The organism is Herbidospora galbida (assembly GCF_005233835.1).
Taxonomy (GTDB): Bacteria; Actinomycetota; Actinomycetes; order Streptosporangiales; family Streptosporangiaceae; genus Herbidospora; species Herbidospora galbida.
The window spans coordinates 53,101-72,103 of sequence record NZ_SZQA01000016.1 but is presented as its reverse complement, the minus strand read 5'-3'; the positions used below and the strand labels follow the sequence as shown (position 1 = coordinate 72,103).

General features: G+C 71.8%; 18 protein-coding genes. 9 read left to right on the top strand and 9 right to left on the bottom strand.

Annotation, left to right across the window (positions count from 1 at the left end):
• Positions 1–16 precede the first annotated feature (16 nt).
• Both FDA94_RS17855 and FDA94_RS17850 read left to right on the top strand, forming a co-directional pair.
• Positions 17–904, top strand: a complete 888-nt coding sequence (locus FDA94_RS17855; RefSeq protein WP_137248205.1) for a cobalamin biosynthesis protein — start codon at positions 17–19, stop codon at positions 902–904.
• Positions 901–2,361: a cobyric acid synthase gene (locus tag FDA94_RS17850; protein WP_137248204.1), complete on the top strand. Its 1,461-nt coding sequence runs from the start codon at positions 901–903 to the stop codon at positions 2,359–2,361. Before FDA94_RS17855 ends, FDA94_RS17850 begins: the two co-directional genes overlap by 4 nt.
• Positions 2,362–2,468: 107 nt before the next feature.
• On the opposite strand, the gene FDA94_RS17845 is transcribed toward FDA94_RS17850, so the two are convergent.
• The 4 genes from FDA94_RS17845 to FDA94_RS17830 all read right to left on the bottom strand — a co-directional run bounded on the left by FDA94_RS17845 (position 2,469) and on the right by FDA94_RS17830 (position 6,962).
• Positions 2,469–3,494: a 1-acyl-sn-glycerol-3-phosphate acyltransferase gene (locus FDA94_RS17845; RefSeq protein ID WP_137248203.1), complete on the bottom strand. Its 1,026-nt coding sequence runs from the start codon at positions 3,492–3,494 to the stop codon at positions 2,469–2,471.
• A gap of 77 nt (positions 3,495–3,571) precedes the next feature.
• Positions 3,572–4,384, bottom strand: a complete 813-nt coding sequence (locus FDA94_RS17840) for a patatin-like phospholipase family protein (RefSeq protein WP_137248202.1) — start codon at positions 4,382–4,384, stop codon at positions 3,572–3,574.
• A 15-nt stretch (positions 4,385–4,399) separates the two neighbouring features.
• The gene (locus FDA94_RS17835) at positions 4,400–5,347 is read right to left on the bottom strand and encodes a quinone oxidoreductase family protein (protein ID WP_137248201.1); all 948 of its coding nucleotides are present in this window, start codon (positions 5,345–5,347) and stop codon (positions 4,400–4,402) included.
• 10 nt (positions 5,348–5,357) lie between these two features.
• On the bottom strand, positions 5,358–6,962 hold the full coding sequence (locus FDA94_RS17830) for a serine/threonine-protein kinase (protein ID WP_246060002.1): 1,605 nt from the start codon (positions 6,960–6,962) through the stop codon (positions 5,358–5,360).
• A gap of 159 nt (positions 6,963–7,121) precedes the next feature.
• On the opposite strand from FDA94_RS17830, the gene FDA94_RS17825 reads away from it, so the two are divergent.
• A complete protein-coding gene (locus FDA94_RS17825; protein ID WP_137248200.1) occupies positions 7,122–7,376 on the top strand; it encodes a DUF6504 family protein in 255 nt (84 codons plus the stop codon).
• Positions 7,376–10,816 carry a DNA polymerase III subunit alpha gene (locus FDA94_RS17820; protein ID WP_137248285.1) on the top strand — a complete coding sequence of 1,147 codons (3,441 nt, stop codon included), beginning with the start codon at positions 7,376–7,378 and terminating at the stop codon, positions 10,814–10,816. The genes FDA94_RS17825 and FDA94_RS17820 overlap by 1 nt, the downstream gene beginning before the upstream one ends.
• Here FDA94_RS17820 and FDA94_RS17815 read toward each other — a convergent pair whose 3' ends face one another.
• Complete coding sequence (locus tag FDA94_RS17815; protein WP_137248199.1) at positions 10,817–11,407, bottom strand: hypothetical protein; 591 nt, start codon at positions 11,405–11,407, stop codon at positions 10,817–10,819.
• Between the two features lie 68 nt (positions 11,408–11,475).
• Entirely contained in the window at positions 11,476–12,108 is a 633-nt protein-coding gene (locus FDA94_RS17810; protein WP_137248284.1) for a response regulator, read from the bottom strand.
• A 58-nt stretch (positions 12,109–12,166) separates the two neighbouring features.
• Here FDA94_RS17810 and FDA94_RS17805 point away from each other — a divergent pair, with 58 nt between their 5' ends.
• Complete coding sequence (locus FDA94_RS17805; protein WP_212735373.1) at positions 12,167–12,661, top strand: RNA polymerase sigma factor; 495 nt, start codon at positions 12,167–12,169, stop codon at positions 12,659–12,661.
• Entirely contained in the window at positions 12,658–13,632 is a 975-nt protein-coding gene (locus FDA94_RS17800) for a CU044_5270 family protein (RefSeq protein WP_137248197.1), read from the top strand. The genes FDA94_RS17805 and FDA94_RS17800 overlap by 4 nt, the downstream gene beginning before the upstream one ends.
• On the opposite strand, the gene FDA94_RS17795 is transcribed toward FDA94_RS17800, so the two are convergent.
• Genes FDA94_RS17795 through FDA94_RS17785 form a run of 3 tightly spaced genes read right to left on the bottom strand, consistent with a single transcriptional unit; the run spans position 13,629 to position 16,218 of the window.
• Positions 13,629–14,507, bottom strand: a complete 879-nt coding sequence (locus FDA94_RS17795; protein ID WP_137248196.1) for a hypothetical protein — start codon at positions 14,505–14,507, stop codon at positions 13,629–13,631. The genes FDA94_RS17800 and FDA94_RS17795 overlap by 4 nt on opposite strands.
• A 34-nt stretch (positions 14,508–14,541) precedes the next feature.
• The gene (locus FDA94_RS17790; RefSeq protein ID WP_137248195.1) at positions 14,542–15,537 is read right to left on the bottom strand and encodes an LLM class F420-dependent oxidoreductase; all 996 of its coding nucleotides are present in this window, start codon (positions 15,535–15,537) and stop codon (positions 14,542–14,544) included.
• Positions 15,538–15,546: 9 nt separating this feature from the next.
• Entirely contained in the window at positions 15,547–16,218 is a 672-nt protein-coding gene (locus FDA94_RS17785; protein WP_246059999.1) for a FadR/GntR family transcriptional regulator, read from the bottom strand.
• A 69-nt stretch (positions 16,219–16,287) separates the two neighbouring features.
• Between FDA94_RS17785 and FDA94_RS17780 the strand changes: the two genes are divergently transcribed.
• Genes FDA94_RS17780 through FDA94_RS17770 form a run of 3 tightly spaced genes read left to right on the top strand, consistent with a single transcriptional unit; the run spans position 16,288 to position 19,000 of the window.
• Positions 16,288–16,992 carry a (Fe-S)-binding protein gene (locus FDA94_RS17780; protein WP_137248194.1) on the top strand — a complete coding sequence of 235 codons (705 nt, stop codon included), beginning with the start codon at positions 16,288–16,290 and terminating at the stop codon, positions 16,990–16,992.
• Complete coding sequence (locus FDA94_RS17775) at positions 16,989–18,437, top strand: lactate utilization protein B (RefSeq protein ID WP_137248193.1); 1,449 nt, start codon at positions 16,989–16,991, stop codon at positions 18,435–18,437. Before FDA94_RS17780 ends, FDA94_RS17775 begins: the two co-directional genes overlap by 4 nt.
• Complete coding sequence (locus tag FDA94_RS17770; protein ID WP_170990996.1) at positions 18,434–19,000, top strand: LutC/YkgG family protein; 567 nt, start codon at positions 18,434–18,436, stop codon at positions 18,998–19,000. Before FDA94_RS17775 ends, FDA94_RS17770 begins: the two co-directional genes overlap by 4 nt.
• The last annotated feature ends 3 nt before the right edge of the window (positions 19,001–19,003 follow it).

The window sequence follows — 19,003 nt, the reverse complement described above, 5'->3', positions numbered from 1 at the left end:
AGACAATGCGTGCGTGATGGGGGAGGAAGCGCGGGGGATCGCGCTCGGGGTGGCACTGGACGCACTGGTCGGTGATCCCCGGCGGGGGCACCCGGTGGCGCTGTTCGGCACCGCCGCAGGTGGGCTGGAGCGGCGGGTCTATCGCGACTCCCGTACCCGAGGACTGATCTTCACCGCCGTCTGCGTCGGCTCGGTGACCGCCCTGGGAGCTCTGCTCCCCAGGAAGACGCTGGTCACGGCGGCCGCCACCTGGGCCGTTCTCGGCGGCACCACGCTCGCCCGCGAGGGCGCCGCCATGGCGCGGCACCTGGCCGACGACGACCTCGCCGCCGCCCGCCGCCGGCTGCCGCACCTGTGCGGCCGCGATCCGAGCGGCCTGGGCGAGGACGAACTGGCCCGCGCGACCGTCGAGTCGCTCGCCGAGAACACCTCCGACGCCGTCGTCGCCCCCCTCTTCTGGGGCGCGGTCGCGGGCGTGCCCGGACTGCTGGCCTACCGGGCGATCAACACGCTCGACGCGATGATCGGCCACCGCTCGCCCCGCTACGAGCGGTTCGGCTGGGCGGCGGCCCGCCTCGACGACGCCGCCAACTACGTTCCGGCCCGTCTCACGGGGTTGCTCACCGCGCTGTGCTCCGGTCGCGTCCGGCCGACTCTCAGAGCCGTCTTCCGGTACGGCTCCCGCCACCCCAGCCCCAATTCCGGCCAGTGCGAAGCGGCCTTCGCCGGAGCCCTGAACGTGACCCTGGGCGGCGTCAACGACTACGGCGGCCGCCTGGAGCACCGCCCCGAGCTCGGAGACGGCCCCCGGCCCACGAAGGCGGACATCTCCCGGGCCGTGACGCTGACCAGGCGGGTGGCCTGGGCGGCGGCGGCCCTCGCGGTGCTGGCGAGGCGGCGATGAAGGGCGCGCTGCTGGTCGCCGGGACCACCTCCGACGCCGGGAAGAGCGTCGTCACCACCGGGATCTGCCGCTGGCTGGCCCGCCAGGGCGTGCGGGTCGCGCCGTTCAAGGCGCAGAACATGTCGCTCAACTCCTACGTCACCGCCGACGGCGCCGAGATCGGGCGGGCGCAGGCCACCCAGGCCGCCGCCTGCGGGATCGAGCCGACGGCCGACATGAACCCCGTCCTGCTCAAGCCGGGCAGCGACCGCCGCAGCCAGGTCGTGGTGAAGGGCCGGCCGCTCGCCGACGTCGACGCGCTGACGTACCCGAATCTGAAGAGGCACCTGAAGTCGGTCGCGCTGGAGTCGCTGGCGCGGCTGCGGGCCGAGTACGACGTGGTCGTGTGCGAGGGCGCGGGCAGCCCGGCGGAGATCAACCTGCGGGCCAACGACATCGCGAACATGGGGCTCGCGCGGGCGGCCGGCCTGCCGGTGATCGTGGTGGGCGACATCGACCGGGGCGGGGTGTTCGCCCACCTCTACGGCACCCTGGCGCTGCTGGAGCCCGAGGACCAGGCGCTCATCTCCGGGTTCGTGATCAACAAGTTCCGGGGCGCGGTCGAGCTGCTCGAACCGGGGCTCGACATGCTGCGCGGGCTGACCCACCGCGAGGTCTACGGGGTGCTGCCCTGGCTCGACGGGCTGTGGATGGACGTCGAGGACTCCCTCGCGCTGGACAACCGGCCGGAAACCGGCGACGGGCACATCGACGTCGTGGTGGTGAGATATCCGCGCATCTCCAACTTCACCGATATCGACGCCCTGGCGGCCGAACCGGGGGTCAACGTCCGGTTCGTCACCTCGCCCCGCGAGATCGGGAGCGCCGACCTGGTCGTGCTGCCCGGGTCGCGGGCCACGGTGAGCGACCTCGCCTGGCTCAGGGAACGGGGCATCGCCGACGCGCTGGCCAGGAGACGGGGCCCGATCGTCGGGATCTGCGGCGGCTACCAGATGCTCGCCGAGACCATCCACGACGATGTCGAATCCCGGCGGGGCACGGTGCCGGGGCTGGGCCTCCTCCCGGCCACAGTCCGGTTCGCACCGGAAAAAGTGCTGGCCAGGCCGACGGGTGAGGCATACGGTCACCGCGTGGCCGCGTATGAGATCCACCACGGCGTCGTCACCCCCGCCCCGGGTGCCGAACCGTTCCTCGACGGGTGCCGCCGGGGCGACGTCTGGGGCACCACCTGGCACGGGGCCTTCGAGAACGACGGGTTCCGCCGGGCGTTCCTGGCCGAGGCCGGCCTGCCGGTCGAGAGCGCCGTCGACTTCGCCGGGCTGCGCGAGCGGCGCCTCGACGCCATCGGCGACCTCGTCGAACAGCACATGGACACCGGCGCGCTCAGGGAGTTGATCGACCAGGGCGCGGGCGCGGCGAAGCCGGTCATCCCCCCGGGAGGTCCCGCATGGTCGTGATCGCGGCGACGGCGGCCGTCGCGGCCGTGGGGCTACTGGTGGGCATCGCCCTGCTCACCACGGCGCGGCGGCACCACCGGCGGCGACCGCCGTCAGATCACTGAACCTCAGGAGTCCTTCTCCTTCTGGGCGCTGATCCACTTGTCGATGGCCGTCCACTGGTCGAACAGCCAGGAGATCTGGGCCTCGCGCTCCCTCGGCACGTCCTCGGCCGCCCAGCGCCACCACTTCGCCGTGATGCGGGCCTCTTCCGGCAGGTGCTGCCACACGTCGCCGAGGGTGATCAGGTCGTCGAGGCCGGTGTGCGCGACGAAGATCACGTCGGCCTCGGGGCAGGCGGTCATGGCCGCGATGGCGCCGTTGGGGCGGGGCGGCAGCAGGTGGTCGAGGCGCTCGGCGCGGGCCGCCTCGGCGGGCAGGCCGCGTTCGCGCAGCCGCCTGATCGCCCGGAAGCGGCGGGCCGGGGTGAAGTTGCCGCCCTCGGGAAAGATCACGAGGGCGTCGTCGGCGTCCATGTCGGAGGCCAGGCGGGAGATCTCCGCCACGATCCCGCTCTCGGCGATCTTCTTCGGCACGAACGCGTTGGGCAGCCGGTTGATCATCACGTCGACCGACGGGTCGAACTGCAGCGCCGCCTTCATCACGATGCGCGGACGCCGCTGGTAGCGGGCCAGCAGGTGGTAGACGAGCAGGAACGAGTCGCCGGGGCCGGCGTGCCGCGACAGGACGATGATCGGCCGGGTCAGCCTCCGGGCGACCTCCTCGCCGGTCAGCGCGGGCTCGTCGATGGTGACCGACAGCCGGAAGATCGCCACCGCCGCGCCGTAGACGTTCGTCAGCAGCCAGCGGATCAGCGCGTAGTGACGTTCCTGGTGGCTGGCCTCGCTCAGGCGCCCCCCGAAGCCCGACGCGACCCACAGTTCGAGGCTGGCGATCAGCGCCGCCGACTCGAGCGCGAGCCACACCACGGCGAACACGACCAGCCGCAGGCCCCGTCGGCGCGGCGGCGGCAGGCGCAGGCCCACGATGAAGCCGAAGACGAGCCACACGGGCAGAGTGAGGATGACGGCGACGGTCAGCACGATCACCAGCGGCGCGAAGATCAGCCGCCGGACGATCCGGGGAGGGAGCATGACCGACTCCGTTTCTTCTGGGCAGATTCTCCACGCGAGCCACGGCCGTCCTTCGGCCGTCCGCGTCTCGCTTCAGTTCATAGTTCTGCCAAATAGGCGGCGGAGGCCTCGTAGGCGCGGCCCGCGTGGCGGGCGATCCGGGAGGCGTCCCGGTAGCGGAGGTCGGACAGGCCGGGACGGCCCCCGAAGGCCGCCGGCATCACGTGGACCTCGATGTCGTCGGACAGCGAGGCCATCTCTTCGGCGAAGCGGTGGCGGCGGGCGATCTCGAAGGCGACCAGGCCGACCTCCCACGGCTTCGCCGGGGGTTCGAGCGGCCGCTCGATCCGGCCGACGTGCAGGACGAAGATGCGGGTCGCCCCCATGGCCACCGCCCGGCCGACGGGGATGCTGTGCACCAGCCCCCCGTCGACGAAGTGCTCGCCGTCGATGCGCACGGGCGGCAGCAGGCCGGGCACCGCGCAGGAGGCGAGCACCGCGTCGGCGAGCGGGCCCTTGGTGAACCAGTGGGCGCGGGCCTTCTGGATCGACGCGGCGACGCACTGGAAAGGGACTTCCAGCTCCTCGAACGTGTCGGGCAGATGGCCCCCCAGCAGGCGGCGCAGCGGGTCGATCGGGTGGAGGTGGGTGCCGGTCCGGGCCAGGGTGGACAGGCGGGTCATCCACGAACCGGCGAACGCGGTCCGCACGATGTGGGTGCTCCAGAGCTCGCTGAGCCGGTCGACGGCGTCGGTCGGGTTGGCCGCCAGGACGACCCCGTTCAGCGCCCCCACCGAGGTGCCGACGATGAGGTCGGGCTTGATCCCGGCCTCCGCGAGGGCGCGCAGCATGCCCACCTCGTGGGCGCCGAGGACCCCGCCGCCACCGAGTACGAACGCCGTCTGGTTCACGTCTTCCAACCTAAATCAGGGAATGAGGAGCAATTTGCCGGTCGTCCGGCGGCCTTCCAGGTCGTCGTGGGCCCGGCGGGCCTCGGCCAGGGGATAGCGGTGATAGATCGTCACGTCGAGCGACCCGTCGGCGACCCAGCCCAGGACGTCTTCGGCCCGCTCCAGCAGTTCGGCGCGGGTGGTCACGTAATGGCCCAGGGTCGGGCGGGTGACGAACAGCGACCCGGCCGCGTTCAGGCGCTGGAGGTCGAACGGGGGGACCGGGCCGCTGGCGGCGCCGTAGAGGGCCAGCAGGCCCCTCGGGCGCAGGGCCGCCAGGGAGTCCTCGAAGGTGGCGGCGCCGACGCCGTCGTACACGACATGACAGCGCTTCCGCACGTTCGCGGCCACGTCTTCGTAGCGGAGGACCTCGTCGGCCCCGGCCGCGCGCGCGAGCTCCTCCTTGGCGTCGGAGGAGACGGTGGCGATCACGTGGGCGCCGCGCATCTTGGCCGTCTGGGTCAGCAGCAGCCCCATGCCCCCGGCGGCGGCGTGGACCAGCACGACGTCGCCCTCGCGCACCTCGTGGGTCGCGTGGGTCAGGTAGTGGGCCGTCATGCCCTGGAGCAGCACCGCGGCCGCCAGGTCGAGGTCGAGCCCGTCGGGGACCGGCACCAGCCGTTCGGCCGGGACGAGCTGCTTCTCGGCGTAGCTGCCGATGATGTTGGCCCAGGCCACCCGGTCGCCCACGGCGACCTCGGTGACGCCGGGGCCGACGGCGAGGACCGTGCCGGCCCCCTCGGAGCCCGGGACGAACGGAGTGGGAAGCGGGTAGCGGCCCTCGCGGTGGTAGACGTCGATGAAGTTGACGCCGCTCGCGGCGACCTCGACCAGCGCCTGGCCCTCCCCGGGCACGGGGTCGGGCACCTCCGCGTAGTCGAGAGCCGATGAGCCGCCTGGTGTGGTGACGATGATCGCTTGCATGGCGCCTTTTCTACCCGTCCAGCTCGCCTCGGAGCACGAAGTTGTCGATGGTCAGCCGGAGCGACGACTCCCCGTCGGGCTGCACCCGGCCGACGACGCCGACGTCGCCGCTGGGCAGGCCGTTGGTGTCGGTGGCCGACAGCACCGGGTTCCCGTTGACCCACATCTGCAGCTGGACCGACTTGCCCTCGCCGGGCTCGCAGGAGACGTACAGGTTGAGCTTGTCGGTCAGCCCCTCGACGACGCCGTCGGCGATGATCCCGCCCGAACCTCCGGAGACCCGGCGGATGCGGGCCTCGCCGGAGCTGGTCAGCAGGAACTCGTAGCGGTTGTCCTTGTAGTTGTCCTTGGTCGCGCGGCAGAAGAGGCCGTATTCGCCGCTGCCGACCGGGTCCTGGGTCTGGACGTCGACGCCGATGAGCAGGCCGAGCGGGGTGACCGGGGTCGGCGACGGGCCGGGGGTCGCCTCCTGCTTCGCGACGAACGGGATCGGCGCGGCGGTGAGGCTCTCGGGGTTGTCGGCGTTCAGGTCGATCGCGTAGGTGCCCTGGGGGGTGTAGCCGTAGCCGTAACCGGAGTCGGGGTCGTAGGTGCCGGGCCAGTCGCCGTTGGTGGTGAAGTCCTCCTGGTAGAGGGTGCCCAGGCCGGTCGGCGGGCCGCCCGGTCCGGCCAGGGCGCGCACCCCGATGACCCCGGCCGTCACCGCGATCGCCGCCGCGACGGCGACCCCCGCGACCAGCCGGCCCCGGTTGGCCGGGCGGCGGCGCAGCGGCGCGCTCTGCTTCCAGGTCTGGGCCACCGTGTGCTGGGCGATCTCCGGGGTGACCCGGCCGACCATGCTGTCGAGGAGCTGCTGGGCGGACGGGCGGTTGCGCGGGTCCTTGTCGAGCGCGGCCAGCACCAGCTGGCGCATCTGCGGTTCGAGGTTGTCGAGCACCGGCTCGGCGTTGAGCACCTGGAAGATCACGGCGGGCAGCGCCTCGCCGTTGAACGGGGCCCGGCCGCTGGCCGCGAACGCCACCAGGCAGCCCCACGAGAACACGTCGCACGCGGGTGAGATCGCCTCGCCGCGCAGCACCTCGGGCGCCATGTACCGGGGGGTGCCGACGAGCTCGCCGGTGTGGGTGACCCCGCCGAAGGTGTCGAGCGCGCGGGCGATGCCGAAGTCGATCACCCGGGGGCCGACGGGGGACAGCAGCACGTTGGAGGGCTTGAGGTCGCGGTGGACGATCCCGGCGGCGTGGATGGCGGTGAGGGCGGTGGCCACGCCGACCGCCAGGGCCTCCAGGCTCGACCCGGTCAGCGGGCCCGACCTCTCCACGGCCTGTTCGAGGTTGGGGCCCTCGACGTATTCGGTGACGACGTAGAGCTGCTCGCCGTCGAGGTCGGCGGCGAGCACGGCGGCGGTGCAGAAGCGGCGTACCCGCTGGGCCGACTCGGCCTCGCGGCGGAACCTCACCCGGAAGTTCTCGTTCTGGCTGTACTCGGTGTTGATCACCTTCACGGCGACCTTCCGGCCGGATTCGTCCTGGCCGAGGTAGACGGTGCCCATGCCGCCCCGGCCGAGCCGGCCGGTGATGCGATAAGGCCCTATCTGCTGAGGTTCGTTCGCCACGACGACCCACCGTACAGAAACCGGGGGAAATGAACTACGTCATACCCTGACGTTCGAACTTGCGTTCAACGCCCTGAGAACATATGTTCGATACAGCACCGCCCGCCCCTTCCCCCGGGTGGCGATCGCAGGCAACTGGGAGCCATCGGGAGAAGGTCCGTGAGCAGACTGTATGGCGATCCGATCGAGGTGTGGGTCCGAGACGGCCAGCCCGTCAGGTTCGTCTGGCGTGACCGGCTTTATGTGGTCCGGCAGATCCTCGACCACTGGGTGGTCGCCCGGGAATGGTGGAAGACCTCCGCCACCGACCCCGGCGAACGCCGCTTCTGGCGGGTGGAGGCGCAGTCGGGCACCTACGAACTGCGCTACGACACCGCCACCGACGCGTGGCTGATGCTGCGGGCGTGGGACTGATGGGACCGTTCCAGCACCTCCACGTCGCCTCCGCCTATTCGCTGCGCTACGGCTCCGCCTTCCCGCCGGCCCTCGTGAAGAGGGCGGTCGAGCACGGCATGGACGCCCTCGCGCTGACCGACCGCGACGGCCTCTACGGCGCGATCAAGCACGTCCGGGCCTGCCACGAGGCGGGCATCGGCGCGATCGTCGGCGTCGACCTGGCCCTGTCCGGCTCAGGGTCCGGCTCAGGGGCCGGCTCAAGGTCCGGCTCAAGGTCCGGCTCAGGGTCCGACGAGGACGACCGGATCGTCGTCCTGGCCAGACGCGACGGATGGTCCGATCTGTGCCGCCTGGTCACCGCCGCCCACTACGCGGGCGAGCGCGGCACGCCCCGGGTCACCATGGACCTGGTCGGCCGCCACGCCGCCGACGGCCGCCTGATCGTGCTGCTCGGCCCGCGCTCCGAGGTCGGCCGCGCGGTCGCCGCCCGCCGCGACCAGCAGGCCCGTGACCTGCTGCAGCGCTGGCGCGCGGCGGTGCCGGGCACCGCCGTGGAGATCGTCGACCTCTACGGCTACCGCGACGTCAACACCGCCACCCACCTGCTCGCCCTGGCCGACTCCCTCGGGCTGCCCGCGATCCTCACCAACGCGGTCAGGCACCTCGACCCGGCCGACTACCAGGTCGGCAACGTGCTCGACGCGGCCAGGAAACTCGTCCCGCTGCACGGACGGCACGTGGAGTCGTCGTCGCACGCCTACCTGAAGAACGCCGAGGAGATGGGCCGCGTCGCCCTGCGCGTGTGCGGCGGCGACGGGGCGCGGGCGACCCGGCTGCTGGGCGTGACGCGGCGCGCGGCCGAGGCGTGCGTGCTCGACCCGGTCGAGATCGTGCCGCTGATCGACGAGGTCGACCCCCGGCTGCACCTGCCGGAGATCGGGAGCGACCCGGTCCCACTGCTGCGCCACCGCTGCGAAGACGGCCTGCTCGACCGCGGTCTCGGCCGGTCGCGGGAGGCGCGCGAGCGCCTGGCCGCCGAACTGGCCATCATCGAGAAGAAGCGCCTGTCGGGCTACTTCGTCGCGGTCGCCGGGATCACCGACATGATCCGCGGCATGGGTATCCGCTGCGCGATCAGGGGCTCGGGCGCGGGCAGCCTGGTGAACTACCTGATCAAGATCGGCGAGGTCAACCCGATCGACCACGGCCTCCTGATGGAGCGCTTCCTGTCCGAGGGCCGCGTCGGGCTGCCCGACATCGACGTCGACGTCGAGTCGGCCCGGCGCCTCGACTGCTACCGGGCCATCCTCGACCGGTACGGGGAGTCGCGCGTCGCCTGCGTGTCGATGATGGAGACCTACCGGGCCCGCAGCGCCATCCGCGACGTGGGGGCCGCGATGGGCCTGCCGCCGCACGAGATCGACGCCATCGCCAAGGCGTTCCCCCATGTCAGGGCCAAGCAGATCCGGGCGGCCCTGGACGACCTGCCCGAACTGCGCGACAGCGGCCTGGGCGGCCGGGCCCTGGAGACGGTCTTCCGGCTGGCCGAACGCCTCGACGGCCTGCCCCGGCACATCGCCCTCCACCCGTGCGGCGTGCTGGTCGGCAACATGGGCCTGCGCGGCCGCACCCCGGTCGAACGCAGCCTGCTGGAGTTCCCCATGTCGCAGTTCGACAAGGACGACGTCGAGGACGCCGGGCTGCTGAAGCTCGACGTCCTGGGGGTGCGGATGCAGTCGGCCCTGGCCTACGCGCTCGGCGAGATCAAGCGGGTCGACGACACCGACGTGGCCCTCGACGAGGTCCCGCACGACGACGCGGCGACGTACGACATGGTGCGCGAGAGCCGGACCATCGGCTGCTTCCAGATCGAGTCGCCCGGCCAGCGCGAACTCGTCGCCAAGCTCGAACCCCGCACCATGCACGACCTGATCGTGGACATCTCGCTGTTCCGCCCCGGCCCGGTCAACTCCGACATGGTGACCCCCTACCTGGAGTCGCGGCACGGCTTCCGCGCGGCCGTCTACCCCCACGCCGAGCTGCGGTCCGCGCTGGCCGAGACCAACGGCGTCGTGGTCTTCCACGAGCAGGTCCTGAAGATCGTCGACATCATGACCGGCTGCGGCCTGTCCCAGGCCGAGAAGATCCGCCGCTCACTGTCCTCACCCGAGGGCCGCACCCGGGTCCGGACCTGGTGGGAGATGAACGTACGCCCCGAGTTCGACGCCGCGACGGTCGAGGCGACCTGGCGGGTCCTCGACGCGTTCGGCGCCTTCGGCTTCTGCAAGGCCCACGCGGCGGCCTTCGCCCTGCCGACCTACCAGTCGGCCTGGCTGAAACGCCACCACACGGCGGCCTTCTTCGCCGGCGTCCTCACCCACGAACCGGGCATGTACCCCAACCGCGTCATCCTCGACGAAGCCCGCCAGTGCGGCGTGGAGGTCCTGCCGCTCGACGTCAACCGCTCCGCCCGCGACTGGCGCGTGGAGAAACTGGGCCCGGCCGCCGGCGACCCGCCGCTCTTCGGCCGGGGCTACGGCCTCCGCGTCCCGTTCTCGGCCATCAAGGGCATCAGCGAGGCCGAGGTCGACCGCATGATCGCCGGCCAGCCGTACGTGTCGATGGCCGACTTCTGGGAGCGCGCCCGCCCGTCCCGCCCGGTGGCCGAGCACGTCATCGAGGTCGGCGGCCTCGACGCCCTCCACGGCCTGCGCCCCGGCGAGCCCCGCTGGCGCCCCGGCCGCCTGACCCGCCGCGACCTGATGGCGCAGGTGGGCGCCCTCGACCGGGCGGGCGGTCAGGGCTCGGGCCAGCTGCCGATGGGCTTCGCCGACCACGTGGCGCCCGGGGAACTCCCGGAGATGAGCGAGGCCGAAGCGGTCGAGGCGGAGCTGAGCGTCCTGGGCATGGACGTGACCCGCCACGTGATCGCCTTCCACGACGACTTCCTCGACGCCCTGGGGGTGGTCCGGTCGCGCGACCTTCTGAAACAGCGCAACGGGGCGGAGATCCTGGTCGCCGGGGTGAAGGTGGCGACCCAGACCCCGGCCGTGCGGTCGGGCCAGCGGGTCATCTTCACCACCCTGGACGACTCGACGGGCCCCGTCGACCTGACGTTCTTCGAGTCGGTCCAGGCCCACACGGCGGCGACGGTGTTCGGGTCGTGGCTGCTGGTGGCGCGGGGGGTGATCCGGCGTACCGGCCGCCGGGGGATCTCGATGCGCGCCCTGCACGCCTGGAACCTGACGGACCTGGACCGGGTGTGGCGGACGCGCGGCGTCGAGGCGGTCAGGGAGATCCTCGCCGACCGTCCAGAGGAGGGACGCGGGGTCATCGGCGGCAAGAAGATCACCTACGAGAACGGGTACGAGCTGTCGCCCTACGCCGACCTGGGGGTCAAGGAGCCGCAACGGGTGCTGTGGCACGCCAGCATGGGCAGCTCGGGCAAGGTCGCGTGATCAGCGGATCGCCGAGATCGCCTGACGGGGGAGGCGGACGGTGCGCGGGGAGGACACCTCCCAGACCGTCGCCGCGCACAGCAAGGCCGTCACCGCCGCCGCCGTGAGTTCGCGCACGCCCAGGCCCGTCAGGTTGGTGTGGGAGGCGTGGCTGTCGACGATCAGGGAGATCGTCGTCAGGCCCGTCACCCACCAGGCGCTCACCAGCACGAGCCAGCGCAGGCGGGAGTCTTTGGCGCGTTCCCGCCACGCCTGGTCGGCCAGCAGCACCGGGGCCACCAGGTTCACGAGAGGGACCAGCCACGCCGCCGTCGCGGTCAGCTTCCGGACGCGGGCCGCCGACGCGAGCCAGTTCAGGTAGGCCGCCGCCGCGGCCGCGGTCGTCACGACCACGGCCATCACCAGGACGGCGAAGACGGTCACGTCGCCGATGACGGCCTCGGCTCCCGGGGCCTTCGGGTCGCCGCCGAAGGCGGCTATCTGGAGGGCCAGGTCGCGGCCCCGGAGTTCCTCGAAGGCCACCAAAGCCGCGAGGGAGGCGATCTGGCCGGTCAGGGCGGCATAGACCCCGAACGCGGATCTCTGTGGCATGCGCACGGAACTCTCCCCCCGGTGTTACCTGACCCCTTCGTTTCCAGGGAGAACCTCCGCTAATCCGGTCAACTCACGACACCGGACTCCCAGGCCCACGCGGCGACCTCGACGCGGTTCCGCAGGCCCAGTTTGGTCTGGACGCTGGCCATGTGCGTCTTCACCGTCGACAGCGAGACGAACAGCTCGGCGGCGACCTCCTGGTTGGTCCGCCCACGGGCGACCAGGCGCACCACGTCGAGTTCCCGGTCGGTCAGCGATTCGGGCGGGCTGACCGGCTGGCGTGGACGGGCGAGGTGGGCGAGGAGCCGTACCGTCACCGAAGGGGAGACCAGCGCGTCGCCCGCCGCCGCGGCGCGGACCGCTTCGATGAGCAGGGCGGGGCCGCTGTCCTTCAGCAGGAAGCCGCAGGCTCCCGCCCGCAGCGCGCCGTAGACGTAGTCGTCGAGGTCGAACGTGGTGACGATGACGACCCGCATGGGGTCTTGGACGCCCGGACCGGCCAGCAGGCGGGTGACCTCGATGCCGTCGAGCTTCGGCATGCGGATGTCGAGCAGGCACACGTCGGGGCGCAGCCGGCGGGCCTCCGCGACGGCCGCCGCGCCGTCGGCCACGGTCGCCACGACCTCGATGTCGGGCTGCGCGTCGAGGATCATGCGAAACCCCGTGCGGACCAGCTCCTGGTCGTCGGCTATCAGCACCTTCACGCCCGAAATGATGTCATGTGTAATCCGGGCTCCACTGGCGGGACTACTGGGTGTGGACGATCCAGAGACACGATTCACCGACCTCTACGACCGGCACTACCGGGCCGTCCTCGGGTACGCGCTGCTGCGCGCCGACCGGGCCGCGGCCGAGGACGTCGTGGGGGAGACCTTCCTGATCGCCTGGCGGCGGCTGGCCGACCTGCCGCCGGAGCCGCTGCCGTGGCTGCTCGGCGTGGCCAGGAACCTGCTCCGCAAACAGCGCGACTCGGGCATCCGGGCCGAACGGCTGCTCGCCTACCTGCCGGCCCGTGCCGCCCCCGACGTCGCCGACCAGGTCACCGAACGCGAGGCGGCGCTGATCGTGCTCGCCGCGATGGCGGAGGCCGACGCCGAGGCGCTGATCCTCACCAGCTGGTACGGCCTGACGCCCCGCGAGGCCGCGAAGATCGCCGGCTGCGCCACCGGCACGTTCACCGTCCGCCTGCACCGCGCGCGCCGCCGCCTCACCGAGGCCCTGCGCCCCCGAACCCTCCAGGAGCAATCATGATCGACGACCTCGTGAAGAGCCTGCGGCCCGACGACGTGACCGAGGAGTCCTACCGGGCCAGGCGTGCCGACGACCTGACGAGGGCCTTCGCCGAGCGGCCCGCGCGCAGGCGCCGGACCCCGCTGCTGGCGGCGTCGGGCCTGCTCGCGGCGGCGGCCGCCGCCTTCGTGGCGTTCGCGCCCTCGACGACGGTCGCCCAGCGGCCCGCCCCGGTCCCGGCGGCCACCCCCGTGCTGACCGCGCGCAGCGTGCTGCTGGCCGGGGCCGAGACGCTGGAGCGGACGCCGGCGGAGACCGGGACGTACTGGCACGAGAAGATCCGGACCTTCACCTCGCCGATGGACGGCGTGGTCGTCGCCTCGACGGCCGAGACCTGGTACGACGGCCGCGACGGCAGGATCGGCCCGGTCCGGGACGTGGCGACCACCTTCGCCGACGAGCGCGCCGGGAAGGCCTGGCGGGCCGAGGGCAAACCCGGCCTCCCGGTCGGCGCGGAGCGGTCGTTCAAGGGGATGGTCCTGGCCTGGGGGATCGGGACGAAGGAGGTCCGGCAGGAGGATCTGAAGAAGCTCCCCGCCGATCGCGCCGCCCTCCAGAAGTGGCTCGACGAGGCCCGGCCCGAAGGGACCGGTAAGGGGGCGTTCGCCTTCGCCGCCGCCCGCCACATTCTGACCTCGCCCGCCTCCAACGCGACCCGGGCCACCCTCCTGCGCATCCTCGCCGACCAGAACGGGCTCCGCCTCGACGAGAACGCGAAGGACCCGGTCGGCAGACCCGGCCTCTCGATCACCGACGCGACGGGGGACCACACGCTCGTGGTCGACCCGGCCACCGCGAAGCTCCTCGCCTACGTCTACGACGGCGAGGACGAGCGGCCGGTCGACACCCCGCCGGGCACGACGATGATCCCGGCCCAGAAGGGGACGGCTTACGCCTACCTGGAGTCGGGCTGGTCGGACCTGCCCGGCTAGGACAGGATCGCGTGGGCGTTGGCCAGCCACCGGCGGGTCACCTCACGTGACGGGCCGAGGCGGTCGCGGTTCGCGTCGAGGCTGCGCCGCTCGTAGGCGGCGCGCAGGGTGGCGTACACCCCGGCCACGTTGCTCGCCGCCTGGCATTCGGCGTCGGCGCGGGCGGTGCGGCGTTCCTCCTTGCCCGCCGGCTGGTCTTCCGTGCGGGACTCCCAGGCGGGATTCATCGCCGGCAGGCGCGGGTCCTGGTAGGCGAAGCCCCGGCGGCCCATGCAGATCCGCCACGACTCGACCGCCTGGATGAACCGGGTGTCCCTGGCGGCGCTCAGCTTGGCGTCGGTGATCAGGGCGCGGACGTCCACGTCGAGCTGTGGCGGGTCGTAGATCCGCTTTCTGGCCGACTCGTGACATCCGTCGGGGCCGTTGTAGGCGGCCAGTTCGTCGGCCGTGGCCGCCCGTGACGGCCGGACCGAGGCCTTCTCGACCAGTTCGGGATCGAGGGAGGTCCGGGGGTAGCCCTTCTCGGCCGCGCGGGCGGGGTCGAGGTAGGGGTAGAAGGGGGACTCGTTGAAGTCGTGCGGGCTCCAGTTCCTGATCATGCCCTTCTCCCAGCCCGTCCGGCCTCGCTCGTGCATGCAGTCGTACGCCGCCTGCTCGACCGCGAGGGCCAGTTCGGCCATGCCGTCCATCGGGATCACGTAGGGGTCGAACGGCATCGGGACCGGGTCGGAGCCGGTGAGCGTGCGGAACTCGGCCACGGGCGGTGGCTCGGCGGCCGGGGGAGCCGGCCCGTCCGAGGCCTGGGCGACCGGGATTCCGGTCTGGGGCGGGATCTCCTCGCCGCATCCCGCGACCAGCAGAAACAGTGCCGCCACCGTCGCCCACCTGGATAACACCCGGCCACCACCCCTATTCGGCGACCAGATCCCTGATCGTCCGCAGGTCGTCCTCGTCTCTGGGGCCCATCACGAGCAGGCTCGTCACCGGGCTGTCCCGCCATGGTGCCAGGCGTTCCCTGATCCGTCCCGGCGGGCCGACCAGGGAGATCCCGTCGGCCAGGGCGTCGGGGATGGCGGCGAAGGCCTCCTCCCGGCGTCCGTCGAGGAAGAGGCTTTGGATGTGGGCGGCCTCCTCGGCGAACCCCATGCGGCCGATGATGTCGGCGTGGAAGTTCCGCTTGGACGACCCCATGCCGCCGATGTACAGGCTCAGCATCATCTTGACCACGTCGAGCCCCGCCCTGACGTCGTCGGTGATCAGCACCATGACCATGGCCGCGATGTCGAAGTTTTCCGTACGGGCGGCGAGCGCGTCCCCGTACATGGACTCGATCATGGAGGGGATGGCGAACAGCGGCAGCCAGCCCTGCCCGATCTCGGCGGCCAGCGCGACGTTCTTCGGCCCTTCGGCGCCCAGGTAGACCGGGATGTCCGCGCGCAACGGGTGCGTGATCAGCTTGAGCGGCTTGCCCTGGGGGAGCGGCAGCGGGTAGTGCGGCCCGTGGTTGGTCACGGGTTCCGCCCGCCGCCAGATCTTCCGCATGATCTCGACGTACTCCCGGGTCCGGGCCAGCGGCCGGGCGAACGGGACGCCGTACCACCCCTCGACCACCTGCGGCCCCGACGCCCCGATCCCGAGCAGCAGCCGGCCGCCGGTGAGGTGGTCGAGCGTCATCGCGGTCATCGCGGTGGCGGCGGGGGTACGGGCGCTGAGCTGCACCACCGAGGTGCCCAGCTTGATGCGTGAGGTCCGGGCGCCGTACCAGGCCAGCGGGGTGAAGGCGTCGCTGCCGTAGGCCTCGGCCGTCCACACCGAGTCGTAGCCGAGCCGCTCGGCGGCCTGGACGAGGGCGGTCGCGTCGGAGGGGGTGCGCTGCCAGTAACCGAGGTTCAGACCCAGCTTCATACCGCGAAACTAGAACACGTTCTGAATCGGCGAAAGGCCGGGATAGGCGCGGGCCAGGTGAGCGGTCACCGCCTCGACCGCCTCCTCGCCGTCGCCCGCTTCGACGGCCGTGTGGATCCGCCGGTGGTCGGCCTGGAGGTCGTCGGTGTGGCCCAGTCTCCGCACCGCCTCGACCGCGTTCGACACCAGCGCGTCCCGCAGCGCCCGCAGCACCGCCGACAGCAGCCGGTTGCCCGCCGCGTCGGTCAGCGCCACGTGGAAGGCGATGTCGTGGGTCACGAACTCCTCGGGCGAGGCCGCGAGGTCCATCGCGGCCAGGGCCTCCGTCATCGCCGGGGGCGCCCAGGTCACCCGAGCGGCCGACCAGCGCTCGATCATCAACCGGGTGTCGAGGACCTCCCGCGCCGACATCGTCGTCAGCCCCAGGTTCAGCCGCAGCAGGTCGGCCAGCGTCCCGTCGGGCCGTGAGATCAGCACCGCCCCGGCGTCGGGACCCCTTCCGACCTGCGACGACACCACGCCCAGCGTTTCGAGCACCCGCAGCGCCTCGCGCACCGACGACCGGCTCACCCGCAGCTGCTCGGCGAGTTGCCGCTCCCCGGGCAGCCGGTCGCCGACCGTCAAACCGTCGGCCGCGATTCGCTGTTCGATTTGGGCCAGAACCGTTTCGAAGGTCCGCACCGTGATCCTTCCGCCGGAAAGGTGTATGGTCTGACCATATTTGGTCTGACCATACCTGCGGGAGTCCCGGTGCGGGTCGCGCTCTTCATCACCTGTGTCAACGACACGATCTTCCCCGGCACGGGGAAGGCGACGGTCGGGCTGCTGCGGCGGCTCGGCGTCGAGGTCGACTTCCCCCTCGCCCAGACGTGCTGCGGCCAGATGCACCTGAACACCGGCTACCGCGACGAGGCGGTCAAGCTGGCCAACCGGTTCACTGCCACGTTCGCCGGATACGACGCCGTCGTCGCGCCGAGCGGCTCGTGCGCCGCGATGGTCCGCGAGCAGTATCCCCATCTGGACATCGAGAACGTCCCCAAGGTCTACGACCTGTCGGAGTTCCTGGTGGACGTCCTGAAGACGACCGACGTGGGCGCCTACTTCCCCCACAAGGTCACCTACCACCCGACGTGCCACTCCCTGCGCGGGCTCAAGGTCGGCGACAAGCCCTTCACGCTGCTGGAGAACGTCCGGGGCCTGGAGCTGGTACCGCTCCCGGGCGCCGAGGAGTGCTGCGGCTTCGGGGGCACCTTCGCCGTCAAGAACCGCGACGTCAGCGCGGCGATGTGCGCCGACAAGATCGGCAACGTGATGAAGACCGGCGCCGAGGTGCTGTGCGCCGCCGACAACTCGTGCCTGCTGCACATCGGCGGCACCCTCAAACGCCAGAAGTCGGGGGTACGCGTGCTCCACCTCGCCGAGATCCTCGCGTCGACCGAGGAGAACGCCGGATGAGCGGCGTCTTCGTCGGCATGCCCGCGTTCCCGAAGAACGCCGCCAAGGCCGTGCAGAACAGCCAGCTCAGGTTCAACCTGCGCAAGGCCACCCACACGATCCGGGGCAAGCGCGCCGCGGTGGTGGGCGAGGTCGACGACTGGGCCGAGCTCCGCCAGGCCGGAAAGACCATCAAGGACCACACGCTGCGCAACCTCGACCGCTACCTGATCGAGCTGGAGGAGAAGGTCACCGCGGCCGGGGGCGTCGTCCACTGGGCCCGCGACGCGGCCGAGGCCAACCGGATCGTCGCCCGCCTGGTCAAGGACACCGGCGAGACCGAGGTCGTGAAGGTCAAGTCCATGGCCACCATGGAGATCGGCCTCAACGAGGCGCTCGCCGAAGAGGGCATCGAGGCGTTCGAGACCGACCTCGCCGAGCTGATCGTGCAGCTCGGCGACGACTTCCCGTCGCACATCCTGGTCCCGGCGATCCACCGCAACCGGGCCGAGATCCGCGAGCTCTTCCTCAAGAAGATGGCCGGGGCGCCGAAGGACCTGACCGACGAGCCGCGCGCCCTCGCCGAGGCGGCCCGGCTCTACCTGCGCAAGCGCTTCCTGGAGGCCAAGGTCGCCATCTCGGGGGCCAACTTCATGATCGCCGAGACCGGCACGCTGGTGGTGCTGGAGTCGGAGGGCAACGGGCGCATGTGCCTCACGCTGCCCAAGACCCTGATCAGCGTGGTCGGCATCGAGAAGCTGCTGCCCACGTGGCAGGACCTGGAGGTGTTCCTCCAGCTGCTGCCGCGCAGCTCCACGGGGGAGCGCATGAACCCGTACACCTCGATGTGGACCGGCGCGACCGAGGGCCAGGAGTTCCATCTCGTGCTGCTCGACAACGGGCGCACCTCCGTGCTGGCCGACAAGGTGGGACGCCAGGCGCTCCGCTGCATCCGCTGCTCCGCCTGCCTCAACGTCTGCCCCGTCTACGAGCGCGCCGGCGGGCACGCCTACGGCTCCGTCTACCCGGGGCCCATCGGAGCGATCCTGACGCCGCAGCTCAGGGGCATGGACACCGAGCTCGACCGGTCGCTGCCCTACGCGTCGTCGCTGTGCGGCGCCTGCTACGAGGTCTGCCCGGTCGCCATCGACATCCCGTCGGTGCTCGTCGACCTGCGCGCGAAGGCGCGGCACCCCCGTACCGAGAGGGCGGGCATGGCCGCCGCCGGGTGGGTCTTCAACCGCTCGAAGCGGCTGGCCAAGGCGCAGCGGTTCGGCGGGCGGATGCGCAGGCTCGTGCCCAAACGGTTGCCCGGCCCGCTGTCGGGCTGGACCGACACCCGCGACATGCCGGAGATCCCCGCCGAGTCGTTCCGCGACTGGTGGGTCAGGGAGGGCGGCGCGGACGGCCGAAGGCCGGCCGTGGCTCCCGATGTGAATCTGCCTCAGGAAAGCAGGGAGTCATGAGCGCGGCGGCACGCGAGGTCATCCTGCGGCGCATCCGCTCGGCCGTCGAGGGCGCGCCCGACGCCGAGATCGTCCGCGACTACCGGGGCGCGACCGGCGAACCGGGCGACGTGGAGCTGTTCGCCGAGCGGGTCCGCGACTACAAGGCGATCGTGCACGTCGTGCCGCGCGCCGAGGTGGCGGCCACGATCGCCGAGATCACCAAGGGCAGGGTGCTGACCGTTCCGGCAGGATTTCCCTCCGACATGTACGCCCCCTCGCAAGGCGAAGCCGACGGAGTCATCTCCACCTGCGCCGTCGCCGTCGCCGCGACCGGCACGATCGTCCTGGACGCCGGCCCCGGCCAGGGCACCCGCGCGCAGACGCTCATCCCCGACTACCACCTGTGCGTGGTCCGCGACGACCAGATCGTGCCGAACGTCCCCGACGCGATCGCCCGGCTCGACGCGACCCGGCCGCTCACCTGGATCAGCGGGCCGTCGGCGACGAGCGACATCGAGCTGAACCGGGTCGAGGGCGTGCACGGTCCGCGCACGCTCGAGGTCGTCATCGTCATCGGGTAGTCG

Bases quoted from the DNA above. Each gene is read 5' to 3' on its own strand.
- FDA94_RS17790 (WP_137248195.1), bottom strand. From the start codon at position 15,537: ATGAAGCTGGGTCTGAACCTCGGTTACTGGCAGCGCACCCCCTCCGAC.
- FDA94_RS17775 (WP_137248193.1), top strand. From the start codon at position 16,989: ATGAGCGGCGTCTTCGTCGGCATGCCCGCGTTCCCGAAGAACGCCGCC.
- FDA94_RS17815 (WP_137248199.1), bottom strand. From the start codon at position 11,407: ATGCCACAGAGATCCGCGTTCGGGGTCTATGCCGCCCTGACCGGCCAG.
- FDA94_RS17770 (WP_170990996.1), top strand. From the start codon at position 18,434: ATGAGCGCGGCGGCACGCGAGGTCATCCTGCGGCGCATCCGCTCGGCC.
- FDA94_RS17835 (WP_137248201.1), bottom strand. From the start codon at position 5,347: ATGCAAGCGATCATCGTCACCACACCAGGCGGCTCATCGGCTCTCGAC.
- FDA94_RS17800 (WP_137248197.1), top strand. From the start codon at position 12,658: ATGATCGACGACCTCGTGAAGAGCCTGCGGCCCGACGACGTGACCGAG.
- FDA94_RS17850 (WP_137248204.1), top strand. From the start codon at position 901: ATGAAGGGCGCGCTGCTGGTCGCCGGGACCACCTCCGACGCCGGGAAG.
- FDA94_RS17845 (WP_137248203.1), bottom strand. From the start codon at position 3,494: ATGCTCCCTCCCCGGATCGTCCGGCGGCTGATCTTCGCGCCGCTGGTG.
- FDA94_RS17855 (WP_137248205.1), top strand. From the start codon at position 17: ATGGGGGAGGAAGCGCGGGGGATCGCGCTCGGGGTGGCACTGGACGCA.
- FDA94_RS17820 (WP_137248285.1), top strand. From the start codon at position 7,376: ATGGGACCGTTCCAGCACCTCCACGTCGCCTCCGCCTATTCGCTGCGC.